The organism is Moheibacter sp., assembly GCF_049672845.1.
In the GTDB taxonomy this organism is placed as follows: Bacteria; Bacteroidota; Bacteroidia; order Flavobacteriales; family Weeksellaceae; genus Moheibacter.
Genome location: NZ_JBATWT010000023.1, coordinates 1 through 21,458 on the forward strand (window position 1 = coordinate 1; position 21,458 = coordinate 21,458).

A 21,458-nucleotide genomic window follows, 5' to 3' on the forward strand; every position below is an offset into this window, starting at 1 on the left:
AAGGTTTTAAAACACGGATAATAGCAAAGATTACTGCTTTGACTATCGTCCAATTCATAAACAAAGAGTACTTTAATAGAAATATAAATAATTTAAAAATCCAAATTATTTAAAATGCACAACGGGTTAGAAAAATATTTGGATTTCATTAACGCCAATAACTGTACCAAACAATTTTCAAATTTAAATAAATTGTTTAAATCCAATTTTCTTAAGAATTAAATGAGGATAATTTTTAAAAATAAATCGGGCGTCTTCTTCAATTCAGTTTAATTCACGATTTTTGCAATTCAATTTTTAGAAAATGACTTCCAAAGAGATACGTAAACAGTTTTTAAATTTTTTTGAATCCAAACAACACCTGATTGTCCCATCGGCTCCCATCGTTTTAAAAGACGACCCCACGCTGATGTTCAACAACTCGGGAATGGCGCAGTTCAAAGATTTCTTTCTCGGCTATAAAAAACCAACATCTGTCAGAATTGCCGATACCCAAAAATGCCTTCGCGTTTCCGGTAAGCACAATGACTTGGACGATGTAGGGAAAGACACTTACCACCACACCATGTTTGAAATGCTCGGGAACTGGTCTTTTGGAGATTATTTCAAAAAAGAAGCTATCGACTGGGCGTGGGAACTTTTGACCGAAGTTTATAAAATCCCCAAGGAAAATCTTTATGTAACCGTTTTTGAAGGCGACGAAAAAGACGGAACGGCACAGGATGAGGAAGCGCTTGAACTTTGGAAGAAACACATAGCCGAGGAAAGAATTCTCTTTGGAAACAAAAAAGATAATTTCTGGGAAATGGGCGAAACGGGACCTTGCGGACCTTGTTCGGAAATCCATGTGGACATCCGTTCGGCTGAAGAAAAAGCATTGGTTCCGGGAAGAGACTTGGTCAATCAGGATCATCCGCAAGTCATCGAAGTCTGGAACCTGGTTTTCATGCAATATCTACGCAAAGCCGATGGTTCGCTGGAAATTTTACCTTCCAAAAGCATCGATACCGGAATGGGTTTCGAGCGTTTGGCGATGGTTTTACAAGGGAAAACTTCGAATTATGATACGGATGTATTCCGCCCTCTGATTGATGATTTAGAAAGAATTTCAGGTAAGAAATACGGTGTCGATTTCACGAGCGATGTGGCTTTCCGCGTGGTGGTAGACCATTTGCGTGCGGTTTCTTTTGTGATTGCCGACGGCCAATTGCCTTCGAATTCGGGTGCCGGATATGTAATTCGTCGGATTTTAAGACGTGCGATTAGTTATGGTTATCGTTTTCTAGATTTGAACGAAGCCTTCATTTATAAATTAATTCCGACTCTGAAAGCCCAAATGGGCGAATTTTTCCCGGAACTGGAAAAACAATCTCAATTGATAACCGATGTAATCAAAGAAGAAGAAACGAATTTCCTTCGCACCATCGATCAGGGATTGGTTCGACTCGATAATTTCATTCAAAATAATTCCAACCTGAAAGAAATTCCGGGCGATGTGGTGTTTGAACTCTACGATACTTATGGTTTCCCGGCGGATTTGTCGAGAATTATTGCGGAAGAAAAAGAATTGACCATCGACGAAAAGGGATTTGAATCCGAAATGGAAAAACAAAAACAACGTTCCAAATCGGCAACATCTTTTTCGGCTTCGGACTGGACGATTTTATTGGACGATGCGGTCGAGGAATTCATCGGATACGATTATTTGGAATCGGATGTGAAAGTGACACGTTATCGTCAGGTTGAAAATAAAACCGGAACTTTTTATCAGTTGGTTTTCCAGGCAACGCCTTTTTATGCCGAAAGTGGTGGACAGGTTGGCGATACCGGTTTCATTGAAAATCAATTCGAAAAAGTTGAAATTATCAATACCAAAAAAGAAAATAATCTGATCGTTCATTTCACCAAAGAACTTCCGAAATATTTGGAACTTCCGTTTCATGCGGTGGTGGATAAGGAGCGTCGCAATCATATCATGCGCAACCACACGGCCACTCACCTTTTGCACGAAGCATTGCGCGACGTTTTGGGAACGCACGTGGAACAAAAAGGTTCGTATGTGGGACCTGATTATTTACGATTTGACTTTTCGCATTTTAATAAGATGAGTGAGGACGAACTCAAACAGGTCATCAAGCAAGTCAACACCCGAATTGCAGAAAGAATTCCTTTGGAAGAAAAGCGTTCGGTTCCTTTCAAAAAAGCATTGGAAGAAGGCGCCATGGCGCTTTTCGGAGAGAAATACGGCGATGTCGTTCGGATGATTAAATTCGGAAATTCAATTGAATTATGTGGTGGAACGCATGTTCAGAATACGGCCGATGTGATTATGTTCAAATTGCAAAGCGAGAGTTCGAGCGCAGCGGGAATCCGAAGAATTGAAGCTACGACCGGATTGGCGGCGATTGAAGAATTGAAAGATACATTTAATCAATACAATCAAATTCTTGCCGAACTGAAAAATCCGGCTGATCCAATTGATGCGGTTCAAAAATTAGTGGATGAGAACAAAGAGTTGAAATCCCAATTGGAAAAATTTGTACTGCAACAAGCCCAAATGGAAAAAGAAACCTGGAAAAAGTCTTTTGAAAACATCAATGGTGTGAATTTCCTGGCGGTTCGTACAAGTTTGGATGCGAATACCATCAAACAAATCGCTTTTCCACTCCGAAAAGAAATAGAAAATCTGTTTTTGGTGGTAGGTTCTGATCACAATGGAAAACCTTCGATCACCGTTTCGATTTCCGATGAATTAGTGGAAAGCAAAGGATTGAATGCCGGACAGATCGTGCGTGAATTAGGAAAAGAAATCCAGGGCGGCGGCGGCGGACAAGCTTTCTTCGCAACTGCCGGAGGAAAGGATGTAAGCGGATTGGACAGAGCGCTGGAAAAGGCGAAGAGCCTCACTTAAAGCCTCCCCTAACCTCCCGAATCAAGTTCGGGACAGGCTCCCCAAAGGAGGGGGATTTTTGGGGTCGTAGATTTCTGAAAATATAACCTTTCAAGGGTTTGAAACCTTGACAAGGTTTTTTATGGATGAGCTTTTATGAAGTTTGCTAATAATTTTTCTATGTTTTCTTTTCCTACCGGATTTTGGCTATGGACGGTAAATTCGGGAAGTGTGGCTTGGTTGTCGAGACAATATTCGACCAAGTATTTGGCACAATCGAAACTGGTTTTTCCCAAACCTAAATCATGGTCAAAAGAAATAAAATCGGGCATTCCGTTTTGGGGGATAAATGCAACCAATTCTTCGAAATTATAAACTCTTTCAAATCCTTCGGGAGTTGGGCGAAGATCGTCGAGGTAAAGGTTTTTAGAGTTCATAAGCAAAAGTTTTAAAGCAAATTTAATCTATGTACAGGCCATTTTATGTCGCTTAAAAATATTTTTCATAACGACGCGACTTGTCTTATGGGCTCTTTATACTTGCATTAAATTTAAATATGAAAATAGCCATTGTGGGAAGCCGTAGTTTCAAAGATTACGAACTACTAAAAAATGAAGTTGAAAAATTTATATCTGAAAATTCGCTTGAGGAAGTAACAATAGTTTCGGGTGGAGCTATTGGAGCCGATACTTTGGCGGAAGAATTTGCCGCTGAAAAGGGCTATAAAACCATCATATTTCTACCTGACCGGAAAACACATGGACGAGAAGCTTGCAGAATCCGAAATACCGATATTGTGGAAACCGGAGAAGTGGTTTTTGCTTTTTGGGATGGAATTTCGACCGGAACCAAAGACTCAATCGATAAAGCTCAAAATCTAAATAAATCTGTGTTTATTCATTTGTTTTGATTGATATATATCGCTCAATTTCGGACAGATAGTCTTTGAAATTGGGTAAACGATGTGTGTCTTCTACTTTTAATAAGTTGATGTTTTCCAATTCATTTTCCCACAAATGAGCGTGTTCGATGAGTTCATCATTTGTGGGAACAATGAGCATTGCATCGGTTGGGTATTCAATTTTATTTAAATAAGTTTTGAGTTGTCTGGGAAATTCAAATTCAGCAATTCTTTTGGAAACATCAAGCAAGGGACTGCTTAGTATAAGAATTGAACTTTCACCTTTCTGGCGTCTGCGCTCGCGCAATTGCCAAGCAAAATTGGCTCCAGTTGAATCACCAAAAAGGATTGGGTTGATTTCATTTTCTAATTTCAATTCGGCTTGATCCAATAATTCCGAAATATTGTTTTCGTTTTTCCATTCCAGACAATCAAATTCAAATTTACCTTGAAAATATTCTTTTAAGTTCAAGTATTTTCTTGAAGTTGCGTCTGAATTGAGACCGTGGATGTAGAGGAATTCTCTCATTGCTTTGGTTTTTTGGAACATAATGCTTCATCTATATTGTCTATCACTTCCATCAAAAAATCTGAAATTTCCTCGTGCTTATTTAATTTTTCCGCATTAATTAAATTTTCTGCGTCACCAAGATTATTCCACTTGTGTTGCCAAAGAAGGGTGGTTTCGGTTTTCCAATCTGGTGCCTTAAAGCCTAAATCATCTCTGATTTTCTTAAATTGGCTTTCTGTATCCTCAGTATTTCCCGAATTTCTGTTAATTAAAATAAGCGGATTTTTATAATTTTTAAAATGAAAACTTACATTTAAATCTTTACTTATAATTTCTACTTTATTTGCTAATTTATCATTACTTTCTTGACAGATTTTCACATCCCAGTTTGCTCTGTTACTTTTATTCAACTCAACTTCAATGGACTCGCTTAGGTTTTTCAAAAAATAAGATTGTTTAATTTCTAATACTTTTTGAAAATTTTTATAAATTTCTGCTGATGCTTCGAAATTTGACTCTATAATATTGATGATTTCTTGACCCATTTTTTTATTTAATGTTTGATTAGTTAATCCCTTTATTAAAAATGAATAATGTACCAACATTTCGCGTACAATTGGCTTGTCTGTTGCTAATTCAATGCATTTCTCAACCCAATTTAAAATGTGTTCTTTATAAGAAATCCTATGGTAGATTATATTTTTTTCTTGACTTTCCTCTCCGTCTAAAGTCAAATAAAGAATTTTTGCTTGAGAATATCTTTGTTGATATCTCAGTAATTGATTTTTTTGTTCAGGTGCATAAATTTTATTTTCAATCACAATTACATTTCCTTTATGATCGTTGATTAACAAATCAATTCTGCCTCCTTTAGTGAAATTTTCATCAATTAACCCAATGTAAACTTCTTTTTTGCAACTTGCTGTTTTACAATTAAATTGAAAAGAGTCAGAAAAAACTTCTTTTAAAAAATAATTCTAACGGAACTTCATTTAGTCCATGGCTTCCATTCGGATTTAGTAGTTCGTTAATAATTGCAGAATGAGTTCTTACTTCATCAGACTCCATTCCCATGATGGAGAAAATATTGAAACTCTCTCCAGAAACTTTTTCTATTTCCTTATATTTTGAAATGATAAGGTTTACGGAATTTAGTAGATGTTTCATAAGAATTTAAATTGTTTTGATTAATGTACCACTTTCTCTTCGAACTTCAATTTTATCGTTATATAATTTTATGAAATTAGTTATTTCGATTTTCATGAACTCTCTTTACTTAATTTTTCCACAAATTTAAAACCTCTATCCGCCAATCGATGTCGTTAAAAAAACTTTGTCAAAGTTTAGAACTTTGACAAAGTGGAGATGACTTTATTTAGAAAATAATTATTTTTAATACTGCTCCAACAGATACTTAATTTTTTCCCTCTGTTTAGCCCGTTTAACCTTTCATTAACGCAAAACAGTATTTAAATTTTTTAAAATTGCAGCCGAAATCTATTTAGAATGAAATTCATCCAACTCAACCTTTTACTCATCCTTACATTTTTATTATCTCTCAACCTTTCTGCTCAGGAAAAATATACCATTTCCGGAACGGCCGTGGACGAATTCCTGCAAACACCCGTAGAAGCGGCCACTGTTTATCTTTCTCTGAAAAAGGACTCAACCGTTGTGGATTATTCGCTTACCGATGTGGATGGAAGATTCAGATTAGAATTAAGAAAAATTGAAGAACCGGTTTTTTTTAGTATTAATGATGATTTGAGTGGCGAATACCGAATTGATTTCGAATCCTTTATGGAAAATAAAGATTTAGGAAAAGTTGAACTCAAGACGGTCATCAGTCTCGGAGAAGCCGTGGTAACAGGTTCGGCACCACCCATTCGGATAAAGTCCGATACTTTGGAATTCAATGCCTCGTCTTTTAAAGTGCGTCCGGATGCAAACGTTGAAACCTTATTGAAACAACTTCCGGGTGTGGAAATTGACGAAGACGGAAAAATCACCGTCAATGGGAAAGAGGTGAATCAGATTTTGGTAAACGGGAAACCCTTTTTTGACAAAGACGGGAAAATTGCTTTGCAAAACCTTCCGGCAAATATCATCAACAAGGTTCAGGTTACCGACACCAAAACCAAAAAAGAAGAAATTTCGGGCGATAAAGCCAGTGGAAATAATTCCAGTATCAACCTGACCATTGACGAAGACAAGAACAAAGGTGTGATGCTCAAAGCCATGGCAGGGTATGGGACAGATGAGCGTTATGAAAGTAGTCTGATGCTCAATTATTTCAAAGGCGATGCAAGGCTCAGTATTTTGGGTTCTTCCAACAACATCAATTCGGTGGGATTTTCTATGAACGATATTTTTGATAATATGTCGGGAGGCAGAAACCGAAGTGTTTATATGAGTGATAATGGTTCTTTTGGAATTAACGGAATTAATTTTGGTGGTTCGGGAAGTGGAATTACCCGATCAGATATCGGCGGAATCAATTATTCTGATTCATGGGCCGATGATGATATCGAATTCAGCGGAAGTTATTTTTATACCGGTTCGGACACCCAAAACAACAACCGGACAGTTCAGCAAAACCTTTTGCCTGATAATACTTTCACGACCGAATCCACTTCGTCTTCCCGAAATCAGTCGTTTAATCATAATTTCACCACCAATTTCGAAGTGAAAATCGATTCGACTTCCAGCGTATGGATTGAACCCGGATTTGCTTTTAACAAAACCAAATCGGAAAGTATTTTTGATAAATTTTCGGTAAATGAGCAAGGTGAATTGCTGAATGAAAGCAATGGTAGCACCAATGACGAACAAACCAAACAAAGTTTCAGCAACAGCATTAATTATTTCAAGAAATTTGCCAATAAAACCCGTTTGAATCTTGAGTTCGCCAATTCAAATTCAAGAGACAAAGCAGATGCGTATAATGTTTCCAATACATATTTTTATCAGTCGGGCGGTGCAGATGACATCCGGAATCAGTATAAACAAGACCGAAATAAAGAAGATGAATTTACCTTCAATCTGGAATATGAAATTCCGGTTTTGGATTCTGCCAATCTTGCTTTGGGTGTGGATTATGAAATTAAAAACCGAACTGATAATACCTATACTTTTGATTATGATGAAGTTTTTCAGGATTATCTGGCGCTGAATGAGATTCTGAGTTTTGAACTTTCTTCAGATTTCACCGGAATAAACCCTTATGCGAGCTATAATATCCGCAAAAATAAATTCAACACATCGATTACAGCTGGTGTTTCATTTTTATCACAGAAAAACCAAGGAAATTATCTTTCACAGGATTATTTTCTCAAACAGGATTATGTACTGCCAACATTTTCGGCCAATTTGAATTATCGTTTCAACAGAGGAAAATCGATTTATCTGAATTATAATTACGATGCAAATTTAGCTTCGGCACAACAACTTCTACCGATTGAAAACCTTTCCGATCCGCTGAATATTTATGTAGGAAATCCCGATTTGAGTCCGAATAAAGTACACAATATTTATTTTGGGTTTAATAATTTCAATTTTCAGACAAGAACCGGTTATAATATTTATTTCGGAGGAAATTACAACGAAACAGGAATTACAAATTACAGAATCATCGACGAGGATTTCGTGACGACTTCCACTTATCGGAATGTTCACGGAAACTACAATCTCTGGTCGGGCATTAACGGAAACAAGTCCTTTTCAAAAGGAAGAAGCAAATTCCGTTTGGGCGGTGGAATCGGCTTTAATCATTCCCATAACAAAGGTTTTGTGGATGGCGAGGAATTTATTTCACGCAGCTACAGCCTTTCACCGCGGGTGAATTTCAATTGGGATTTAGGGGAAGTCCTTACCATCAACCCAAGTTACAACCTTCGTTATCAGTTCACGGATTATGAAAATTACCGACTGGATAATTCGACCAATATTATTCATACAGCCAAACTTACCACCACGAATTATTGGCCCAAAAATTTCGTATTTGGAAACGATTTTAGTTATACCTATAATTCCAATATCGCAGACGGATTCAAAAAAGATTTCTTTTTGTGGAATACAAGCCTGGCGTATAATTTCTGGAAAGACCAACTGACATTTAAAGTAAAAGTCTATGACGTACTGAATCAGAACACTGGTGATCGCAGAACCATTTCGGACACCTTTATTTCTGATGTTCAGAACGATGTATTGAAGCGCTATGTAATGTTTTCACTCGGATTTAAACTGGATAAATTCGGTGGTGGAAAAAATGAAAGAAGAAGAGGTTCGCGTCTGATGATCTGGGATTAATCTGCCGGACTTTTTTGAAAGAGTATTAAGGCCTAAGTATTAAGAATTAAGACATTGTAGGATGTATATTGTATGAATGTATACTGAGGTTGAAAAAGAGTTAAGACTTTTTTTGATAAATCATCCAACACCCTGCATCCAACACCTAACATCCAACACCCTACCTAATAATTATCCCTCACATATTCCAGGAGCTTTTGCGTCTGCTGGCGAACCTGCCAGTTTTCCTTTTGATAATGATTATTCATAATGCTGAAAATCAATATTTTACCTGAATTTGTCTTTAGATAACCACTCAGGCAATAATTGTTTGAAAGCGTTCCGGATTTGGCATAAACATAAGGTGTTTTGCCGCCATAATTTCCTTTGAGTGTTCCGGTTCGGCCACCGATGGCAAAGATTTTAAACAAACGTTCCTGCTCAAATTCAGAGAGCAATTTGTCCAAAACAAAAACCATATCCTGAGGCGAAAAAAGATTGTAGCGGGAAAGTCCGGAGCCGTCAACCCAAACGGGATCCTGCGGAAATCCTTTCAGGAATTTCGTTTTCATATAATTCACCGCTTTTTCGGTACTCATCGAGCCGGAAACCTGAGCGGAAACCATCAGTAGAATTTGTTCGGCCAAAAAATTATCGCTCACTTCCATCATTCTTTTGTAAACCAAATCAGACGGAAGGCTGAAAAGGGTTTTAGCGCTTTTCGGTAGTTCTTTATCGGTCAGAAAAACATCTTTGCCCACGGCATCTGACAGCATCTGGCGAATCAGCTCGTCTTTAACTACAAAAGGTACACGTGTGGAAGAGCCATTTCTCGAGCCGAGGAAGAATTTATTCTCATGAAAATCACGACTGAAAAGACTTTCCTGATATTCAACCGAATCTGCCAGCGTCAAAGGAAAGGCAGAAGGCCCGCTTTTACCTTTTTTGATGGTCGCCATATTTCCATACAGCGGAAATTCGCTTCTTTCGGGCGAATAATATTTTTCATAATCTTCCCATGACCAGCCCAGTCCCATACGGGTTCCTTCAAATTTCCCCCAGCGCAGGTAAATGTTTCCCGGTTCTTTTTTCAAAAAATCAAGCGCACGGGTTACCGAACGGAATTCCGGATGAAGAAAAGTAGGGTCGCCCAATCCTTCAATGTATAAATCTCCGTCTTTTTGCTGATAACGAAGCGCCGGAATTGAATCAGGCAGCACTTTCATAGCGGCATAAAGCGAAAGAATTTTTACGTTTGAAGCGGGCGTGAAATACTTTTCACCATTGTAATTTTCCAAAACCTGTTTTTTCGCCGGATCATATAAATAAAAACCCGTAAACTGGGTTTTGTAAAAATCGGATTCCAAATGATTTTTCACCCAGTCAGAAGTTTGGGCAGTTGCCATTTGGCTTAAAATTATAAATAGAAATCCCAAAGAAAAATTCTTCATTTATTCTGTCTTTTCAGTTTTAATGTTAATATCTGTAGGAGGATTGGATATTGAAATTCCATTTTCATCAAAAAGCTGTTTCATTTCTTTCATTAATTTGAAATGTGTATCCCAATAATCCTGTCGCTTTGTAAATGCTCTGACTATGAGATTTACACGACTATCAGTTAGTTCACCTATTTCAACCGTTATATTTTTATCTTTTAAAACTGCAGGAGCGTTTTCCAGCATTTGACGGATTATACTCTGAGCCTTTTCAATATCCTCATTGTAAGACAAACTGATTTTCAAATCCAATCTTCTGGTATCTTTAACGGAATAATTGACAACCGGATTGTTCAGTACACTCGAATTGGGTAAAGTAACTACTTGTTGACGGTCATTTACAATCGTTGTATATAAAATACTAATGGATTCGACTGTACCCGAATGACTCAAAGCTTCGATGTAATCCCCTACTTTAAAAGGTTTGAACAAAATTATCAGAAGTCCGCCGGCGAAATTGGACAAACTTCCCTGCAAAGAAAGGCCAACTCCGGCCGCAAGACCGGCCATGATAGCTGCAAAAGAAGTCACTTTGATCCCAACAGTGCTGATGGCTGTAAGAATGACCAAAAGTTTGAAAACCACATCAATTACCGGTAAAATAAATTCCCGTATGGAAGCATCTACCTCGCGTTTGATCATGCGGTTTCGGATGATTTTTTTCAAACGGTTGGCAATCCAGAAACCACCGGCAATGATTAGAATTGCTACAGCAGATTTAACTCCAAAGCGGATTAATTCATCCAAAAGCCATTCGAACTTTTCAAACTCCATTTGTAATAATTTTCACAAAAATAATAGTTAGGAATCAGATTGAACAATTCCAATCAGATTTTAATATGTTTTAAAGAAATATTTAGACATAATTCACTTTTTTGCAAGAAAACATCTATAATTATCGCTAAAATAGCCCTTTGTAGGTATTTTATAATCTATTTAAACCCAATATTTTTACGCCAACTCATTAAAACACTATAACATGAAATTTTCAACATTTATTTTACTCTTTTCATTTCTTTTTATCAATATTTCTTGTTTTGAAGATCTTTTCGGCTTGGAAGACGATGGTGACGAATATTATTATGGCGACGACGACGGCGGTGGATCGGGAAATTTAAATCCAGGCTATGATTATTATTATGAATGTCCCGGTGGATACGGAAGTTCTTTTACGGTTCCAATTCCCGAAGGGACAGCCAGTTGTCAACAGGCTTATGAATACTTTGCCCGGGTATATGGATGTAATGATATAGATAATTTCAACTCAGCCAATTGTGCACTTTGCCATGATTGCGGGATTGAAAATTATTGTACCGTCTGTGAATAGATAAAGTTTCTACATCAAAAGATAATCTAATAATCCGGCTCAAAACATGGGGTCGGATTTTTTATTGAGATTCTCTCTGCCATCTGTCTTAAAAAGCGAAACATGGTTATCTTTGCACCGATGAAATTTGAAATCCAAGGAAAAGATCCTAATTCCAAAGCAAGAGCTGCCACTATTTCCACCGCACACGGCGAAATTCAGACGCCTATTTTTATGCCGGTAGGAACAGTGGCAAGTGTGAAATCGGTTCACCAGCGCGAGCTGAAGGAAGACATAAAAGCCCAGATTATTTTGGGAAATACTTATCATCTCTATCTGCGCCCCGGCATCGGGATTTTAAATCAGGCCGGCGGACTACATAAATTCATGAATTGGGATCGCCCGATTTTGACGGATAGCGGTGGCTTTCAGGTTTATTCGCTTTCCGACCGGCGGAAAGTTACCGAAGAAGGCGTTCGTTTTAAATCCCATATCGATGGATCCTATCATATGTTCACACCTGAATATTCGATGGAAATCCAGCGAAACATCGGTGCCGATATCATCATGGCTTTTGACGAACTCACCGGAATTCCGGCCGAATACAAAGATGCCAAACGCGCTATGCATGTCACGCATCGCTGGTTGGAACGTTGCCGAACTTGGTTAAATGAAAACCCGTCACTTTATGGATATGAGCAAACCCTATATCCGATTGTTCAGGGAAATTCATTTCATGATTTACGAAAAGAATCGGCAGAATTCGTGGCCAATTTCGGAGCGGACGGAAATGCCATCGGTGGATTGAGCGTTGGCGAACCGGAAGAAGTCATGTATGAAATCACTGATTTGGTAACCGATATCTTACCGCAAGATAAACCGCGTTATCTGATGGGAGTTGGGACGCCCTGGAATATTTTGGAATGTATTGCTTTGGGTGTCGATCAATTTGACTGTGTGATGCCCACCCGAAATGCAAGAAACGGAATGCTTTTTACCTGGAATGGGGTGATGAACATGAAAAATGCCAAATGGAAAGATGATTTTTCACCTTTGGACGAATCTGGAAAAAGTTATGTGGACAGTTATTATTCCAAAGCGTATGTCCGGCATTTGTTTGTGGCGGAAGAATATTTGGGCAAACAAATTGCATCGGTGCATAATTTAGCTTTTTATCTGGATTTGGTGCAAACCGCCAGAAAGCATATTTTAGACGGAGATTTCACCGAATGGAAAAATCGGATTCTTCCACAATTAAAACAAAGACTATAAGTTCATTTGAGAATATTTGACAAATATATCGTCCGCAATTTCGTGAGCACCTTCTTTTTCATGGTAATCATCCTTTCGGCTATTGCGGTAATCATCGATTTGAGTCAGAAGCTCGGACGGATTGAAGACAACGGTTCCACACCATGGGAAGCGATGACGCAATTCTATCCGTTCTGGGCGGTTTGGTTGGTGAACACATTTTTACCGGTTGCCGTATTTATTTCTGTGATTTATTTCACTTCGCGGCTTACCATGCAAACCGAAATTGTGGCTGCACAAGCGGGCGGAATCAGTTTTTATCGTTTGACCAAACCCTACGTTTGGGTAGCAGCGGGAATTGCAGTTGTGGCGCTTTTTGTGAATAATTTTGCCTTGCCATGGGCCAACATCAAAAAGAATACGTATCAGTACGAATACCTGCTCAGCAGTTCCAAAAAGGGTGAATATTACGAACGGCAGAAAATTTCTTCCCAAATTTCTCCCGACGAATTTATTTTTGCCCAAAACTATGACCGTGTCCAGAAACGGGGGACGAGCTTTGTTTATCAGGAATTCGAAGAAGAAAAATTAAAATATCAGATCATTGCTTCTTCCTTTAACTGGGACGAAAAAGATTCGGTTTACATACTTCGAAATGCTTACATACGCAAGGTAAAATCAGGTACCAGAGATAGTTTGGGATATGAAATCACATTGAAGCGAACTTTTAAATCCACGCCCGACGAAATTCTCCCGGAAGGTTATGTAGCCGAAACAATGAATTCAATCGAACTGAATCAGTTTATTCAAAAACAAAAATTCAAAGGTTCTGCGAGCGTTAACGCCTATATGAACGAATTGCATCAACGCAACAGTTCGCCTTTTTCAACCTTCATTCTCACGCTTTTAGCACTTTCGCTTTCTTCCCAAAAACGACGAGGCGGAATCGGATTAAACCTTGCGCTGGGAATCATTCTGGCTTTTGTCTATATTTTCTTCAATCAGATTTCGCTTACTTATTCCACGCAAGGATATGTCTCACCGTTTGTTGCGGCTTGGGGACCTAATGTTTTGTTTGGAGTCTTGACGGCTTATTTTTATATGAAACGGGCGAGGGCTTAAGTATTTAGAGTTTGCTTTATTCTATGTTTTCCATTTTTCAAATAATACTCTAAACGCTTCGGGTGTTTCTCCTAATATTTTAAAAGTGATTTCACAATCTTTATTAGCTGTGGAATATTTAATTTTATATTCATCAAACTGATTGATATAAATTTTCAGAGACAGTTTTTGGTTTATATGAAATTGAATGGGCAATTGATTGAATAAGTATTTGAAAATCTTAAAGTTATTATGCTCAAATATTAAAGTATCCTCACTTATTTTTAATGTAGCATTTGTATACAACCCGCCGGTTGTTTTTCCAATCATTTTTGGATATTTTACTTGTTTAAACTTAATAGAAACTTCCAGCATATAATTAAAATTAAACTTTAAGCATTACCCAAACCGTTCAAAATGCGCCCTTTCCAATTCCTCCCTATGATCCGGATGGGCGATGGAAATCAAAAGTTTGGAACGTTGCTCCAGATTTTTTCCGTACAAATTCACCACGCCATACTCCGTCACTATGTAATGCGCATGACCTCTCGTTGTAACCACACCGGCTCCTTCTTTCAAAAACGGCGTAATCCGTGAAATTCCCTTATTGGTAACCGATGGAATCGCAATGATGGGTTTTCCACCTTCGGAAAGCGCCGCGCCACGCATGAAATCCATTTGACCGCCGATTCCCGAATATTGATAAGTCCCGATGGAATCCGAACAGATTTGTCCGGTTAAATCCACTTCCAGCGCACTGTTGATTGCAACTACCTTCGGGTTCTGACGAATCGTTCCCGAGTCATTTACCAAAGAAACATTCATAAACGACATACTCGGATTGTCATGCACAAAATCATAAACCCTTTTGGTTCCGGCCACAAAAGAAGTCACCGTTTTACCACGCAGAATATTTTTCTTTTCATTGTTAATCACACCCGACTCGATAAGCGGCACCACGCCATCTGAAAACATTTCAGTGTGAATTCCCAAATCTTTGTGATTGCCCAAACAGCTCAGAACCGCATCGGGAATTGCCCCGATTCCGGCTTGCAAAGTTGATCCGTCTTCAATTAAACTTGCAACATTCTCTCCGATTTTTTGGATGGTATCATTGATTTTACTTCCATAATCCACCGCAGGAAGTTCGGTTTCGTGCCAGACCATCGCATCGAATTTGGAACTGTGAACGGGTGAGTCACCTAGCGTTCTTGGCATTTTTGGGTTTACCTGTGCAATGACTAGTTTGGCATGGCGAACTGCCGACCAGGCCGCGTCCACAGAAGTTCCCAAACTGCAAAATCCCTGACTATCGGGTGGCGAAACTTGTACGATGGCCACATCCAATGGGAGATATCCTCTGGAAAACAAAAGCGGAATTTCACTCAGGAAAATAGGAACATAACGGCCATGGGAACTATTCGCCCATTCACGAATATTGGTGGAAACGAACAAAGAATTCAGATAAAAACTATCGGTCACACCCGGTTCCTTCCATTCGATATCACCAAACATACTGATGGAAACCAGTTCTACATTTTTAATTTCATCTTTTCTTTTTAATAAAGTATTCAAAACATGAAGCGGCGTTGCTGCGCTTCCATGAAGAAAAACACGGTCACCGGATTTCACCAGTTTCACCGCTTCTTCAGCCGAAATGTAATTTATATTCTCCATAATTCTCAAATTTAACGAAGATTATTAATTTGCTGAAATGAAATGATGAATCTCATTAAAACTCGTAAATTTGCACTCTTAAAATTAATTAAAAATGATCAACATTACACTTCCGGACGGGAGCATCAGGCAATATGAAAGCGGAATTACTCCGATGGGAATTGCCCTGAGCATCAGCGAAGGATTGGCTCGAAATGTCATATCCGCATTGGTAAACGGCGAACAGGTAGAAACCACAACTCCTATCACCACCGACGCTACCGTTCAGCTTTTGACGTGGAATGATGATTTGGGAAAGAAAGCATTCTGGCACTCTTCTGCCCACCTTTTGGCACAGGCAATTGTGGAATTCTATCCAAACGCCAAACTAACCATCGGGCCGGCAATCGAAAACGGATTTTATTATGATGTAGATTTTGGGGAAGAAAGTTTTCAGGAAAAAGATTTCGAAAAAATCGAAAAAAGAATGCTGGAAAACGCCCGAAAAAATTCGGAATTTAAACTCTATCCGGTTTCCAAAGCCGATGCTTTGAAAGAATACGCCGGAAACGAATACAAAACCGAACTGATTGAAAATCTTGAAGACGGAGCGATTACGTTCTGTTCGCATGATAATTTCACCGATTTATGCCGTGGTGGACATATTCCAAGCACGGGAATTGTGAAAGCGGTGAAAATCCTAAATGCCGCCGGTGCTTATTGGCGTGGAGACGAAAAAAACAAACAATTGGTGCGTGTGTACGGGATTTCTTTTCCGAAACAAAAAGATTTAACCGAATACCTGAATCTTTTGGAAGAAGCCAAAAAACGTGACCATAGAAAATTGGGAAAAGAACTTGGATTTTTCACTTTCTCTGAAAAAGTCGGACAAGGATTGCCGCTTTGGTTGCCAAAAGGAGCTGCTCTGAGAAAGAAATTGGAAAACTTCCTGATGAAAGCCCAACAAAAAGCCGGATATGAAATGGTAATTTCACCGCACATCGGACACAAAGATCTGTACGTAACTTCCGGACATTATGCGAAATACGGTGCCGATAGTTTCCAGCCGATTCATACGCCGAACGAAGGCGAAGAGTTTTTATTAAAACCCATGAACTGTCCACATCACTGCGAAATTTACAAAGCTGAGCAATGGTCTTATCGTGATTTGCCCAAGCGTTATGCAGAATTCGGAACGGTATATCGTTACGAACAAAGTGGTGAATTACACGGATTAACACGCGTTCGCGGATTTACACAAGATGATGCCCATTTGTTTTGTACGCCCGATCAATTATTGGAAGAATTCAAAAATGTGATTGATTTGGTATTGTATGTTTTCAGTTCACTTGGATTTGAAGACTTTGTGACCCAGGTTTCTTTGCGCGATCCGGATAATAAGGAAAAATACATTGGTTCTGATGAGAATTGGGAAAAAGCCGAAAATGCCATCATGCAGGCTGCCGAAGAAAAGGGTTTAAAAACCGTCGTGGAATACGGTGAAGCCGCATTTTATGGTCCTAAACTTGATTTCATGGTGAAAGATGCTTTGGGCAGAAAATGGCAATTGGGAACCATTCAAGTCGATTATAATTTACCGGAACGATTTGAGTTAAGTTATATTGGCGCAGATAATCAGGCACATACGCCTGTGATGATTCACCGTGCACCATTTGGTTCCATGGAAAGATTTGTCGCAATTTTGCTGGAACACACCGCCGGAAATTTCCCGCTTTGGTTGACCCCAGATGTTTTTATCATCCTGCCAATCAGCGAGAAATATCAAGAATATGGTGAAAAACTTTCTAAATTCTTAGAAAATTCCGATATTCGCGGCCTGATTGATAATCGCAACGAAAAAACGGGGAAAAAAATCCGCAACGCGGAGATGAAAAAAATCCCTTATATGCTGATTGTAGGTGAAAAAGAAGCCGAAAATGGTACAGTTTCTGTTAGAAAACACGGCGGTGAAGATTTAGGCGAAATGACAATGGAAGAGCTTAAAGAAAGGATTATCAAAGAATTAGAAGTTAATTAAAATTATATAAACTATCGCAATAAGAAGAAAAGGTGGGGGACGTCGTCCCGCACGAGTGATCAAGGAAGATCAGCATAAGATTAATCAGAAAATTACCGTACCCGAAGTCCGGGTAGTTGGTGAGGGCATTGAGCCCGGAATTTATCCTATTGCCAAAGCTTTGCAAATGGCAGAGGATGCAGGTTTGGATTTGGTAATGATTACCGAAAAGGCGGTTCCGCCGGTATGTCGTATTGTGGATTATAAAAAATTCCTATACGAACAGAAAAAGAAGGAAAAGGAACTGAAAGCCAAACAACAAAAGGTTACGATTAAGGAAATCCGATTTGGACCTCAGACAGATGATCATGACTACGAATTCAAAAAACGTCATGCGAGAAGTTTTCTGGAAGAGGGTTCAAAATTGAAAGCTTATGTGTTTTTCAAAGGCCGATCCATCATCTTTAAAGATCAGGGCGAAATTTTATTGTTGAAACTCGCTCAGGAACTGGAAGATGTGGGCAAAGTGGAACAACTTCCAAAATTAGAAGGAAAGCGGATGATCATGATGATGGCTCCGAAAAAATAATACGAAACTCGAATTTCGACATTCAAATTTCGCAAAAGGAACAAACGTTTTATAAAACATACAGTTATGCCAAAATTAAAAACAAAATCTGGGGCTAAAAAGCGCTTCAAACTTACCGGAACGGGTAAGATCAAAAGAAAACACGCTTACAAAAGCCACATCCTTACAAAAAAGGAAACCAAACAAAAACGTAATTTGACTCAGACAGGATTAGTTCATGCTTCTGACGAGAAAAGCGTTAAACAACAATTGAGATTAATCTAATTTAATCTCCGGTTTATTTAATTAAATTATTAACCCTGTGTTGGTGCTCAGTCAAGTGACGATTATCGTCCGCCCACCACAAAAAAATTAAAAATTATGCCAAGATCAGTAAATTCAGTAGCGTCAAGAGCGCGCAGAAAAAAGTTGATGAAGTTAGCCAAAGGTTACTTCGGACGCAGAAAAAATGTATGGACCGTAGCTAAAAACGCGGTTGAAAAAGGATTGGTTTATGCTTACCGTGACCGTCGTCAGAAAAAGAGAAACTTCCGTTCTTTGTGGATTCAAAGAATCAACGCGGGAGCGAGACTTCACGGAATGTCTTATTCACAATTTATGGGTGCTGCTAAAAAAGCCGGAATCGAATTGAACCGTAAAGTTCTTGCCGATTTGGCCATGAATCACCCGGAAGCTTTTAAAGCAATTGTAGAAAAAGTAAAATAAATTAAATCACATAAAACGTTTGTAAATCCCGCACTCTCGTGCGGGATTTTTTTGAATTCAACATAATCATAGTCCATTATTTATATGTAATTAGTAGATCATAATCTATTATTTATATAAAAACAGTAGATTACAACTTGTTTTTTATACTTTTGTAGAAAGTTAAAGGCATGAGCATTCAAAGGAAATTAAGGAATCATCTGATATCCAAATGGGATTCTGGAAAAGTAATTTTGGTAACAGGTCCGCGGCAAGTAGGAAAAACTACTTTGATTCATTCGCTATGTAGAGAAAAGGGAGACTATCTGTTTTTGAATGGAGATGATCCGGAGGATAGGGTTTTACTGGAAGATGCTGGAGAGAAAAAACTGCGGCAAATCATCGGAGATCATTCAAGAATTTTTATAGATGAAGCACAGCGCATCAAAAACATTGGAATTTTACTTAAAATTATTCATGACCAAATTGACAATGTAAGCGTGCTGGCGAGTGGCTCTTCAGTGATTGGATTAAATGAAGAAATAAATGAACCTTTAACCGGCAGAAAATGGGAATTTAATTTGTTTCCTTTTAGTTGGGAAGAAATGAATCAACATTTTGGGTATTTAGAAAATCAAAAAAACCTTTCATCTTATTTGATTTACGGAATGTACCCGGAGGTCATAACGCATCCCAATGAAAAGGAAGACATCCTGAAAGAATTAACCAAAAGTTATTTGTATAAAGATTTATTGCAACATAAGGGAATTAGAAAACCGGAATTATTAGATAAAATTTTACTCGCTTTGGCTTTGCAGGTAGGACAAGAAGTCAACTATAATGAATTGGCAAATTTAGTGCGTGCAGATAGGTCCACTGTGGAAGAATACATTTCTCTTTTGGAAAAAACCTATGTCATTTTCCGTTTACTTCCGCTGAGTCGAAACATTCGAAATGAAATCAGTACTTCTCGTAAAATTTATTTCTATGACAATGGAATTCGCAATGCAATCATAGGAGATTTCAAACCCCTTGATTTTCGGCAAGATATCGGGGCATTATGGGAAAACTTCATGGTTTCGGAGCGAATAAAGAAATTGCGATACGATGCTTGGTCCGGAAGATATTATTTCTGGCGGACGTATCAGCAGCAGGAAATTGACTGGATTGAAGAGTCGGAATCCAAATTCAATGCTTTTGAATTCAAATGGAATCCAAAAAAAGGCAAATCAAAATTTTCGAAGACCTTTTTGGCTAATTATCCGGTAGAATCGACTTCAGTTATTTCCCCCAAAAATTTAGATGAATTTTTGCTGTAATCAACCCTAACAGGGTTTTAAACCCTGTTAGGGCTAAAAAATGAATTATAAATGCTTATCCAATAAAGTTCTGATTTGCGGGTCAGAAGGACGTGGCGCGTCTACATTCAAGATGTTTCCATTCTGATCAACTAAAATAAATCTCGGGATTCCTTTGATGCCGTACTCCTGTACAAAATCTGATTTCCAGGCATTATCGGCAAAGATTTGAATTCCTTTAAGGTCTTTTTCTTTGACCATTTTCTGCCATTTGTCAAAGTCTTCCTTAGGATCGATCGACATACTTACAATCCTGATGTTTTTGCCTTGATAATCAGATTCCAATTGTTTCAAAGCCGGAATTTCACGGATGCAAGGGCCACACCAGGTTGCCCAAACATCAATATAAACCAGATTCCCTTTCAGATCGTCAAGCGAAACGGTGTTTCCGTTGATGTCAGGATAGCTGAACTTCGGTGAAGGTTGTCCCGGAAGCAATTTCTGAACTTTTGCAAAAGCCTCGGCCGATTCCTTTTTTAGTTTATTATCTTCGGCATTTTTCTGAATGAAATCGTTGTATCGCTCTGCATCGGGACTTCCTGATTCGATTGAATACATCAGGAATTCCTTCATCACCGCATCTTTTATTTTTGGAGATTTGATTTCTGAAATAACCTTCATAATATCATCTGGTTTTTCAGTCATTCCCATTTTTTGGGCAATTTTCGAAAACACAAATTGCTGGTAATTAGGGATGTTGGTGAAATCATCTTCGTTCTCTAAATTGATTTTGCTCAATTCATTTTCAATTTCTTTTGATAATTCAACCTCATTTTGAGTAAAATATTGGTGAGCAGACGGATATTGTAACAATTGTAAATAATAACCATATTTGATATTCTTTTCTTCTATGATTTCAAAATCTTTTTTGACATCTGATTGAGTCAGAATACTTTCTATTTCAACTTTCAGCTCTGATACTTTTTCTTTGTATTCATTTTCAGGAAGCGAGAAAAATGCTGCCGGATCAGGAGAAAAAGATTCTTCTTTGAGGTATTTCTGAGCTAAATAATTATTCTCATTGGCAGAAGTTCCGCCATATTTTAATTTCTCGTCAAATTCCTCCATATCGGTCGAAACAAATAAACTATCGCCCGGATTCAGGAATATTCCGGTTCTTTCTCTTCCGGCATAAAATTCGAAATATCCGGCCGTAGATATTTTGAGCGTGTCTGCAAATTCTCCCTCATGAAGGGCGATAGCTTTGCGTAAATTCTCGCTCACAACATATACACTGTCAGCATTTGCGTTTTCGATTTTTCCGGCAATGGTCACAAAATTCTTTTCTTCCTTACTACAAGAAAAAATAAACAAGAGAATAATTGCAACCGGAAATATATTTTTCATAATGAAATTGGATTAAATTTTATCAAAACTAAGAATTTAAAATTCCCATTAAGAATTTTTTTAT

19 protein-coding genes and 2 pseudogenes are annotated in these 21,458 nt (G+C 38.2%); 12 read left to right on the forward strand and 9 right to left on the reverse strand.

All coding sequences use genetic code 11. From position 1 onward, the window contains the following. Together WBF63_RS07655 and alaS are read left to right on the forward strand one after the other, a co-directional pair. Positions 1 to 113: pseudogene (locus WBF63_RS07655) on the forward strand (IS982 family transposase); the annotation flags it as partial. Positions 114 to 304: 191 nt separating this feature from the next. Continuing rightward, positions 305 to 2,911 (forward strand): alanine--tRNA ligase, encoded by a 2,607-nt coding sequence (gene alaS / locus WBF63_RS07660; RefSeq protein WP_424369122.1) that lies wholly within the window; start codon positions 305 to 307, stop codon positions 2,909 to 2,911. Between the two features lie 119 nt (positions 2,912 to 3,030). On the opposite strand, the gene WBF63_RS07665 is transcribed toward alaS, so the two are convergent. Beyond that, positions 3,031 to 3,327: a cyclic-phosphate processing receiver domain-containing protein gene (locus WBF63_RS07665; protein WP_424369123.1), complete on the reverse strand. Its 297-nt coding sequence runs from the start codon at positions 3,325 to 3,327 to the stop codon at positions 3,031 to 3,033. A 119-nt stretch (positions 3,328 to 3,446) separates the two neighbouring features. On the opposite strand from WBF63_RS07665, the gene WBF63_RS07670 reads away from it, so the two are divergent. Next, positions 3,447 to 3,800 carry a DUF2493 domain-containing protein gene (locus tag WBF63_RS07670; RefSeq protein ID WP_424369124.1) on the forward strand — a complete coding sequence of 118 codons (354 nt, stop codon included), beginning with the start codon at positions 3,447 to 3,449 and terminating at the stop codon, positions 3,798 to 3,800. On the opposite strand, the gene WBF63_RS07675 is transcribed toward WBF63_RS07670, so the two are convergent. The 3 genes and pseudogenes from WBF63_RS07675 to WBF63_RS07685 form a co-directional block, all read right to left on the reverse strand. Continuing rightward, positions 3,784 to 4,320, reverse strand: a complete 537-nt coding sequence (locus WBF63_RS07675) for a hypothetical protein (protein ID WP_424369125.1) — start codon at positions 4,318 to 4,320, stop codon at positions 3,784 to 3,786. The genes WBF63_RS07670 and WBF63_RS07675 overlap by 17 nt on opposite strands. Further along, positions 4,317 to 5,231: pseudogene (locus tag WBF63_RS07680) on the reverse strand (PD-(D/E)XK nuclease family protein); the annotation flags it as partial. The pseudogene WBF63_RS07680 and the gene WBF63_RS07675, both read right to left, overlap by 4 nt. A gap of 19 nt (positions 5,232 to 5,250) precedes the next feature. Then, on the reverse strand, positions 5,251 to 5,469 hold the full coding sequence (locus WBF63_RS07685; RefSeq protein ID WP_424369126.1) for a PD-(D/E)XK nuclease family protein: 219 nt from the start codon (positions 5,467 to 5,469) through the stop codon (positions 5,251 to 5,253). Positions 5,470 to 5,808: 339 nt separating this feature from the next. Between WBF63_RS07685 and WBF63_RS07690 the strand changes: the two genes are divergently transcribed. After that, on the forward strand, positions 5,809 to 8,610 hold the full coding sequence (locus tag WBF63_RS07690; protein WP_424369127.1) for an outer membrane beta-barrel protein: 2,802 nt from the start codon (positions 5,809 to 5,811) through the stop codon (positions 8,608 to 8,610). 164 nt (positions 8,611 to 8,774) lie between these two features. Here WBF63_RS07690 and WBF63_RS07695 read toward each other — a convergent pair whose 3' ends face one another. Both WBF63_RS07695 and WBF63_RS07700 read right to left on the reverse strand, forming a co-directional pair. Continuing rightward, positions 8,775 to 9,995 carry a D-alanyl-D-alanine carboxypeptidase/D-alanyl-D-alanine-endopeptidase gene (locus WBF63_RS07695; protein ID WP_424369128.1) on the reverse strand — a complete coding sequence of 407 codons (1,221 nt, stop codon included), beginning with the start codon at positions 9,993 to 9,995 and terminating at the stop codon, positions 8,775 to 8,777. A gap of 45 nt (positions 9,996 to 10,040) precedes the next feature. Continuing rightward, on the reverse strand, positions 10,041 to 10,859 hold the full coding sequence (locus tag WBF63_RS07700) for a mechanosensitive ion channel family protein (RefSeq protein WP_424369129.1): 819 nt from the start codon (positions 10,857 to 10,859) through the stop codon (positions 10,041 to 10,043). Positions 10,860 to 11,064: 205 nt separating this feature from the next. Between WBF63_RS07700 and WBF63_RS07705 the strand changes: the two genes are divergently transcribed. From WBF63_RS07705 to WBF63_RS07715, 3 genes are all read left to right on the forward strand, one after another. Then, positions 11,065 to 11,412, forward strand: coding sequence for a hypothetical protein (locus WBF63_RS07705; RefSeq protein WP_424369130.1), 348 nt, complete (start codon positions 11,065 to 11,067; stop codon positions 11,410 to 11,412). Positions 11,413 to 11,532: 120 nt separating this feature from the next. Then, positions 11,533 to 12,663, forward strand: a complete 1,131-nt coding sequence (gene tgt, locus WBF63_RS07710; protein ID WP_424369661.1) for a tRNA guanosine(34) transglycosylase Tgt — start codon at positions 11,533 to 11,535, stop codon at positions 12,661 to 12,663. A 6-nt stretch (positions 12,664 to 12,669) separates the two neighbouring features. Continuing rightward, the gene (locus WBF63_RS07715) at positions 12,670 to 13,764 is read left to right on the forward strand and encodes an LptF/LptG family permease (protein WP_424369131.1); all 1,095 of its coding nucleotides are present in this window, start codon (positions 12,670 to 12,672) and stop codon (positions 13,762 to 13,764) included. Positions 13,765 to 13,785: 21 nt separating this feature from the next. Here the strand turns inward: WBF63_RS07715 and WBF63_RS07720 are convergent, their stop codons facing one another. Continuing rightward, on the reverse strand, positions 13,786 to 14,118 hold the full coding sequence (locus WBF63_RS07720; RefSeq protein WP_424369132.1) for a hypothetical protein: 333 nt from the start codon (positions 14,116 to 14,118) through the stop codon (positions 13,786 to 13,788). A gap of 24 nt (positions 14,119 to 14,142) precedes the next feature. Further along, on the reverse strand, positions 14,143 to 15,420 hold the full coding sequence (locus tag WBF63_RS07725; RefSeq protein ID WP_424369133.1) for an acetyl-CoA hydrolase/transferase family protein: 1,278 nt from the start codon (positions 15,418 to 15,420) through the stop codon (positions 14,143 to 14,145). Positions 15,421 to 15,514: 94 nt separating this feature from the next. Here WBF63_RS07725 and thrS point away from each other — a divergent pair, with 94 nt between their 5' ends. The 5 genes from thrS (at position 15,515) to WBF63_RS07750 (ending at position 20,008) form a co-directional block, all read left to right on the forward strand. Next, complete coding sequence (gene thrS, locus WBF63_RS07730) at positions 15,515 to 17,437, forward strand: threonine--tRNA ligase (protein ID WP_424369134.1); 1,923 nt, start codon at positions 15,515 to 15,517, stop codon at positions 17,435 to 17,437. A gap of 55 nt (positions 17,438 to 17,492) precedes the next feature. Beyond that, positions 17,493 to 18,005, forward strand: a complete 513-nt coding sequence (gene infC / locus WBF63_RS07735) for a translation initiation factor IF-3 (RefSeq protein WP_424369135.1) — start codon at positions 17,493 to 17,495, stop codon at positions 18,003 to 18,005. 66 nt (positions 18,006 to 18,071) lie between these two features. Next, positions 18,072 to 18,269, forward strand: a complete 198-nt coding sequence (rpmI, locus tag WBF63_RS07740) for a 50S ribosomal protein L35 (RefSeq protein ID WP_424369136.1) — start codon at positions 18,072 to 18,074, stop codon at positions 18,267 to 18,269. 96 nt (positions 18,270 to 18,365) lie between these two features. Continuing rightward, a complete protein-coding gene (gene rplT, locus WBF63_RS07745) occupies positions 18,366 to 18,710 on the forward strand; it encodes a 50S ribosomal protein L20 (RefSeq protein WP_424369137.1) in 345 nt (114 codons plus the stop codon). Between the two features lie 170 nt (positions 18,711 to 18,880). Continuing rightward, complete coding sequence (locus tag WBF63_RS07750; protein WP_424369138.1) at positions 18,881 to 20,008, forward strand: ATP-binding protein; 1,128 nt, start codon at positions 18,881 to 18,883, stop codon at positions 20,006 to 20,008. Positions 20,009 to 20,053: 45 nt separating this feature from the next. On the opposite strand, the gene WBF63_RS07755 is transcribed toward WBF63_RS07750, so the two are convergent. Further along, positions 20,054 to 21,394, reverse strand: coding sequence for a redoxin family protein (locus tag WBF63_RS07755; protein WP_424369139.1), 1,341 nt, complete (start codon positions 21,392 to 21,394; stop codon positions 20,054 to 20,056). Between the last annotated feature and the right edge of the window lie 64 nt (positions 21,395 to 21,458).

Excerpts from the sequence above, each read along its gene's own strand:
- rpmI (WP_424369136.1), top strand. The coding sequence starts at position 18,072 with ATGCCAAAATTAAAAACAAAATCTGGGGCTAAAAAGCGCTTCAAACTT.
- WBF63_RS07695 (WP_424369128.1), bottom strand. The coding sequence starts at position 9,995 with ATGGCAACTGCCCAAACTTCTGACTGGGTGAAAAATCATTTGGAATCC.
- WBF63_RS07690 (WP_424369127.1), top strand. The coding sequence starts at position 5,809 with ATGAAATTCATCCAACTCAACCTTTTACTCATCCTTACATTTTTATTA.
- WBF63_RS07665 (WP_424369123.1), bottom strand. The coding sequence starts at position 3,327 with ATGAACTCTAAAAACCTTTACCTCGACGATCTTCGCCCAACTCCCGAA.
- WBF63_RS07755 (WP_424369139.1), bottom strand. The coding sequence starts at position 21,394 with ATGAAAAATATATTTCCGGTTGCAATTATTCTCTTGTTTATTTTTTCT.
- WBF63_RS07685 (WP_424369126.1), bottom strand. The coding sequence starts at position 5,469 with ATGAAACATCTACTAAATTCCGTAAACCTTATCATTTCAAAATATAAG.
- WBF63_RS07750 (WP_424369138.1), top strand. The coding sequence starts at position 18,881 with ATGAGCATTCAAAGGAAATTAAGGAATCATCTGATATCCAAATGGGAT.
- WBF63_RS07705 (WP_424369130.1), top strand. The coding sequence starts at position 11,065 with ATGAAATTTTCAACATTTATTTTACTCTTTTCATTTCTTTTTATCAAT.
- WBF63_RS07720 (WP_424369132.1), bottom strand. The coding sequence starts at position 14,118 with ATGCTGGAAGTTTCTATTAAGTTTAAACAAGTAAAATATCCAAAAATG.
- thrS (WP_424369134.1), top strand. The coding sequence starts at position 15,515 with ATGATCAACATTACACTTCCGGACGGGAGCATCAGGCAATATGAAAGC.
- WBF63_RS07725 (WP_424369133.1), bottom strand. The coding sequence starts at position 15,420 with ATGGAGAATATAAATTACATTTCGGCTGAAGAAGCGGTGAAACTGGTG.
- WBF63_RS07675 (WP_424369125.1), bottom strand. The coding sequence starts at position 4,320 with ATGAGAGAATTCCTCTACATCCACGGTCTCAATTCAGACGCAACTTCA.
- rplT (WP_424369137.1), top strand. The coding sequence starts at position 18,366 with ATGCCAAGATCAGTAAATTCAGTAGCGTCAAGAGCGCGCAGAAAAAAG.
- WBF63_RS07670 (WP_424369124.1), top strand. The coding sequence starts at position 3,447 with ATGAAAATAGCCATTGTGGGAAGCCGTAGTTTCAAAGATTACGAACTA.
- tgt (WP_424369661.1), top strand. The coding sequence starts at position 11,533 with ATGAAATTTGAAATCCAAGGAAAAGATCCTAATTCCAAAGCAAGAGCT.
- WBF63_RS07700 (WP_424369129.1), bottom strand. The coding sequence starts at position 10,859 with ATGGAGTTTGAAAAGTTCGAATGGCTTTTGGATGAATTAATCCGCTTT.
- alaS (WP_424369122.1), top strand. The coding sequence starts at position 305 with ATGACTTCCAAAGAGATACGTAAACAGTTTTTAAATTTTTTTGAATCC.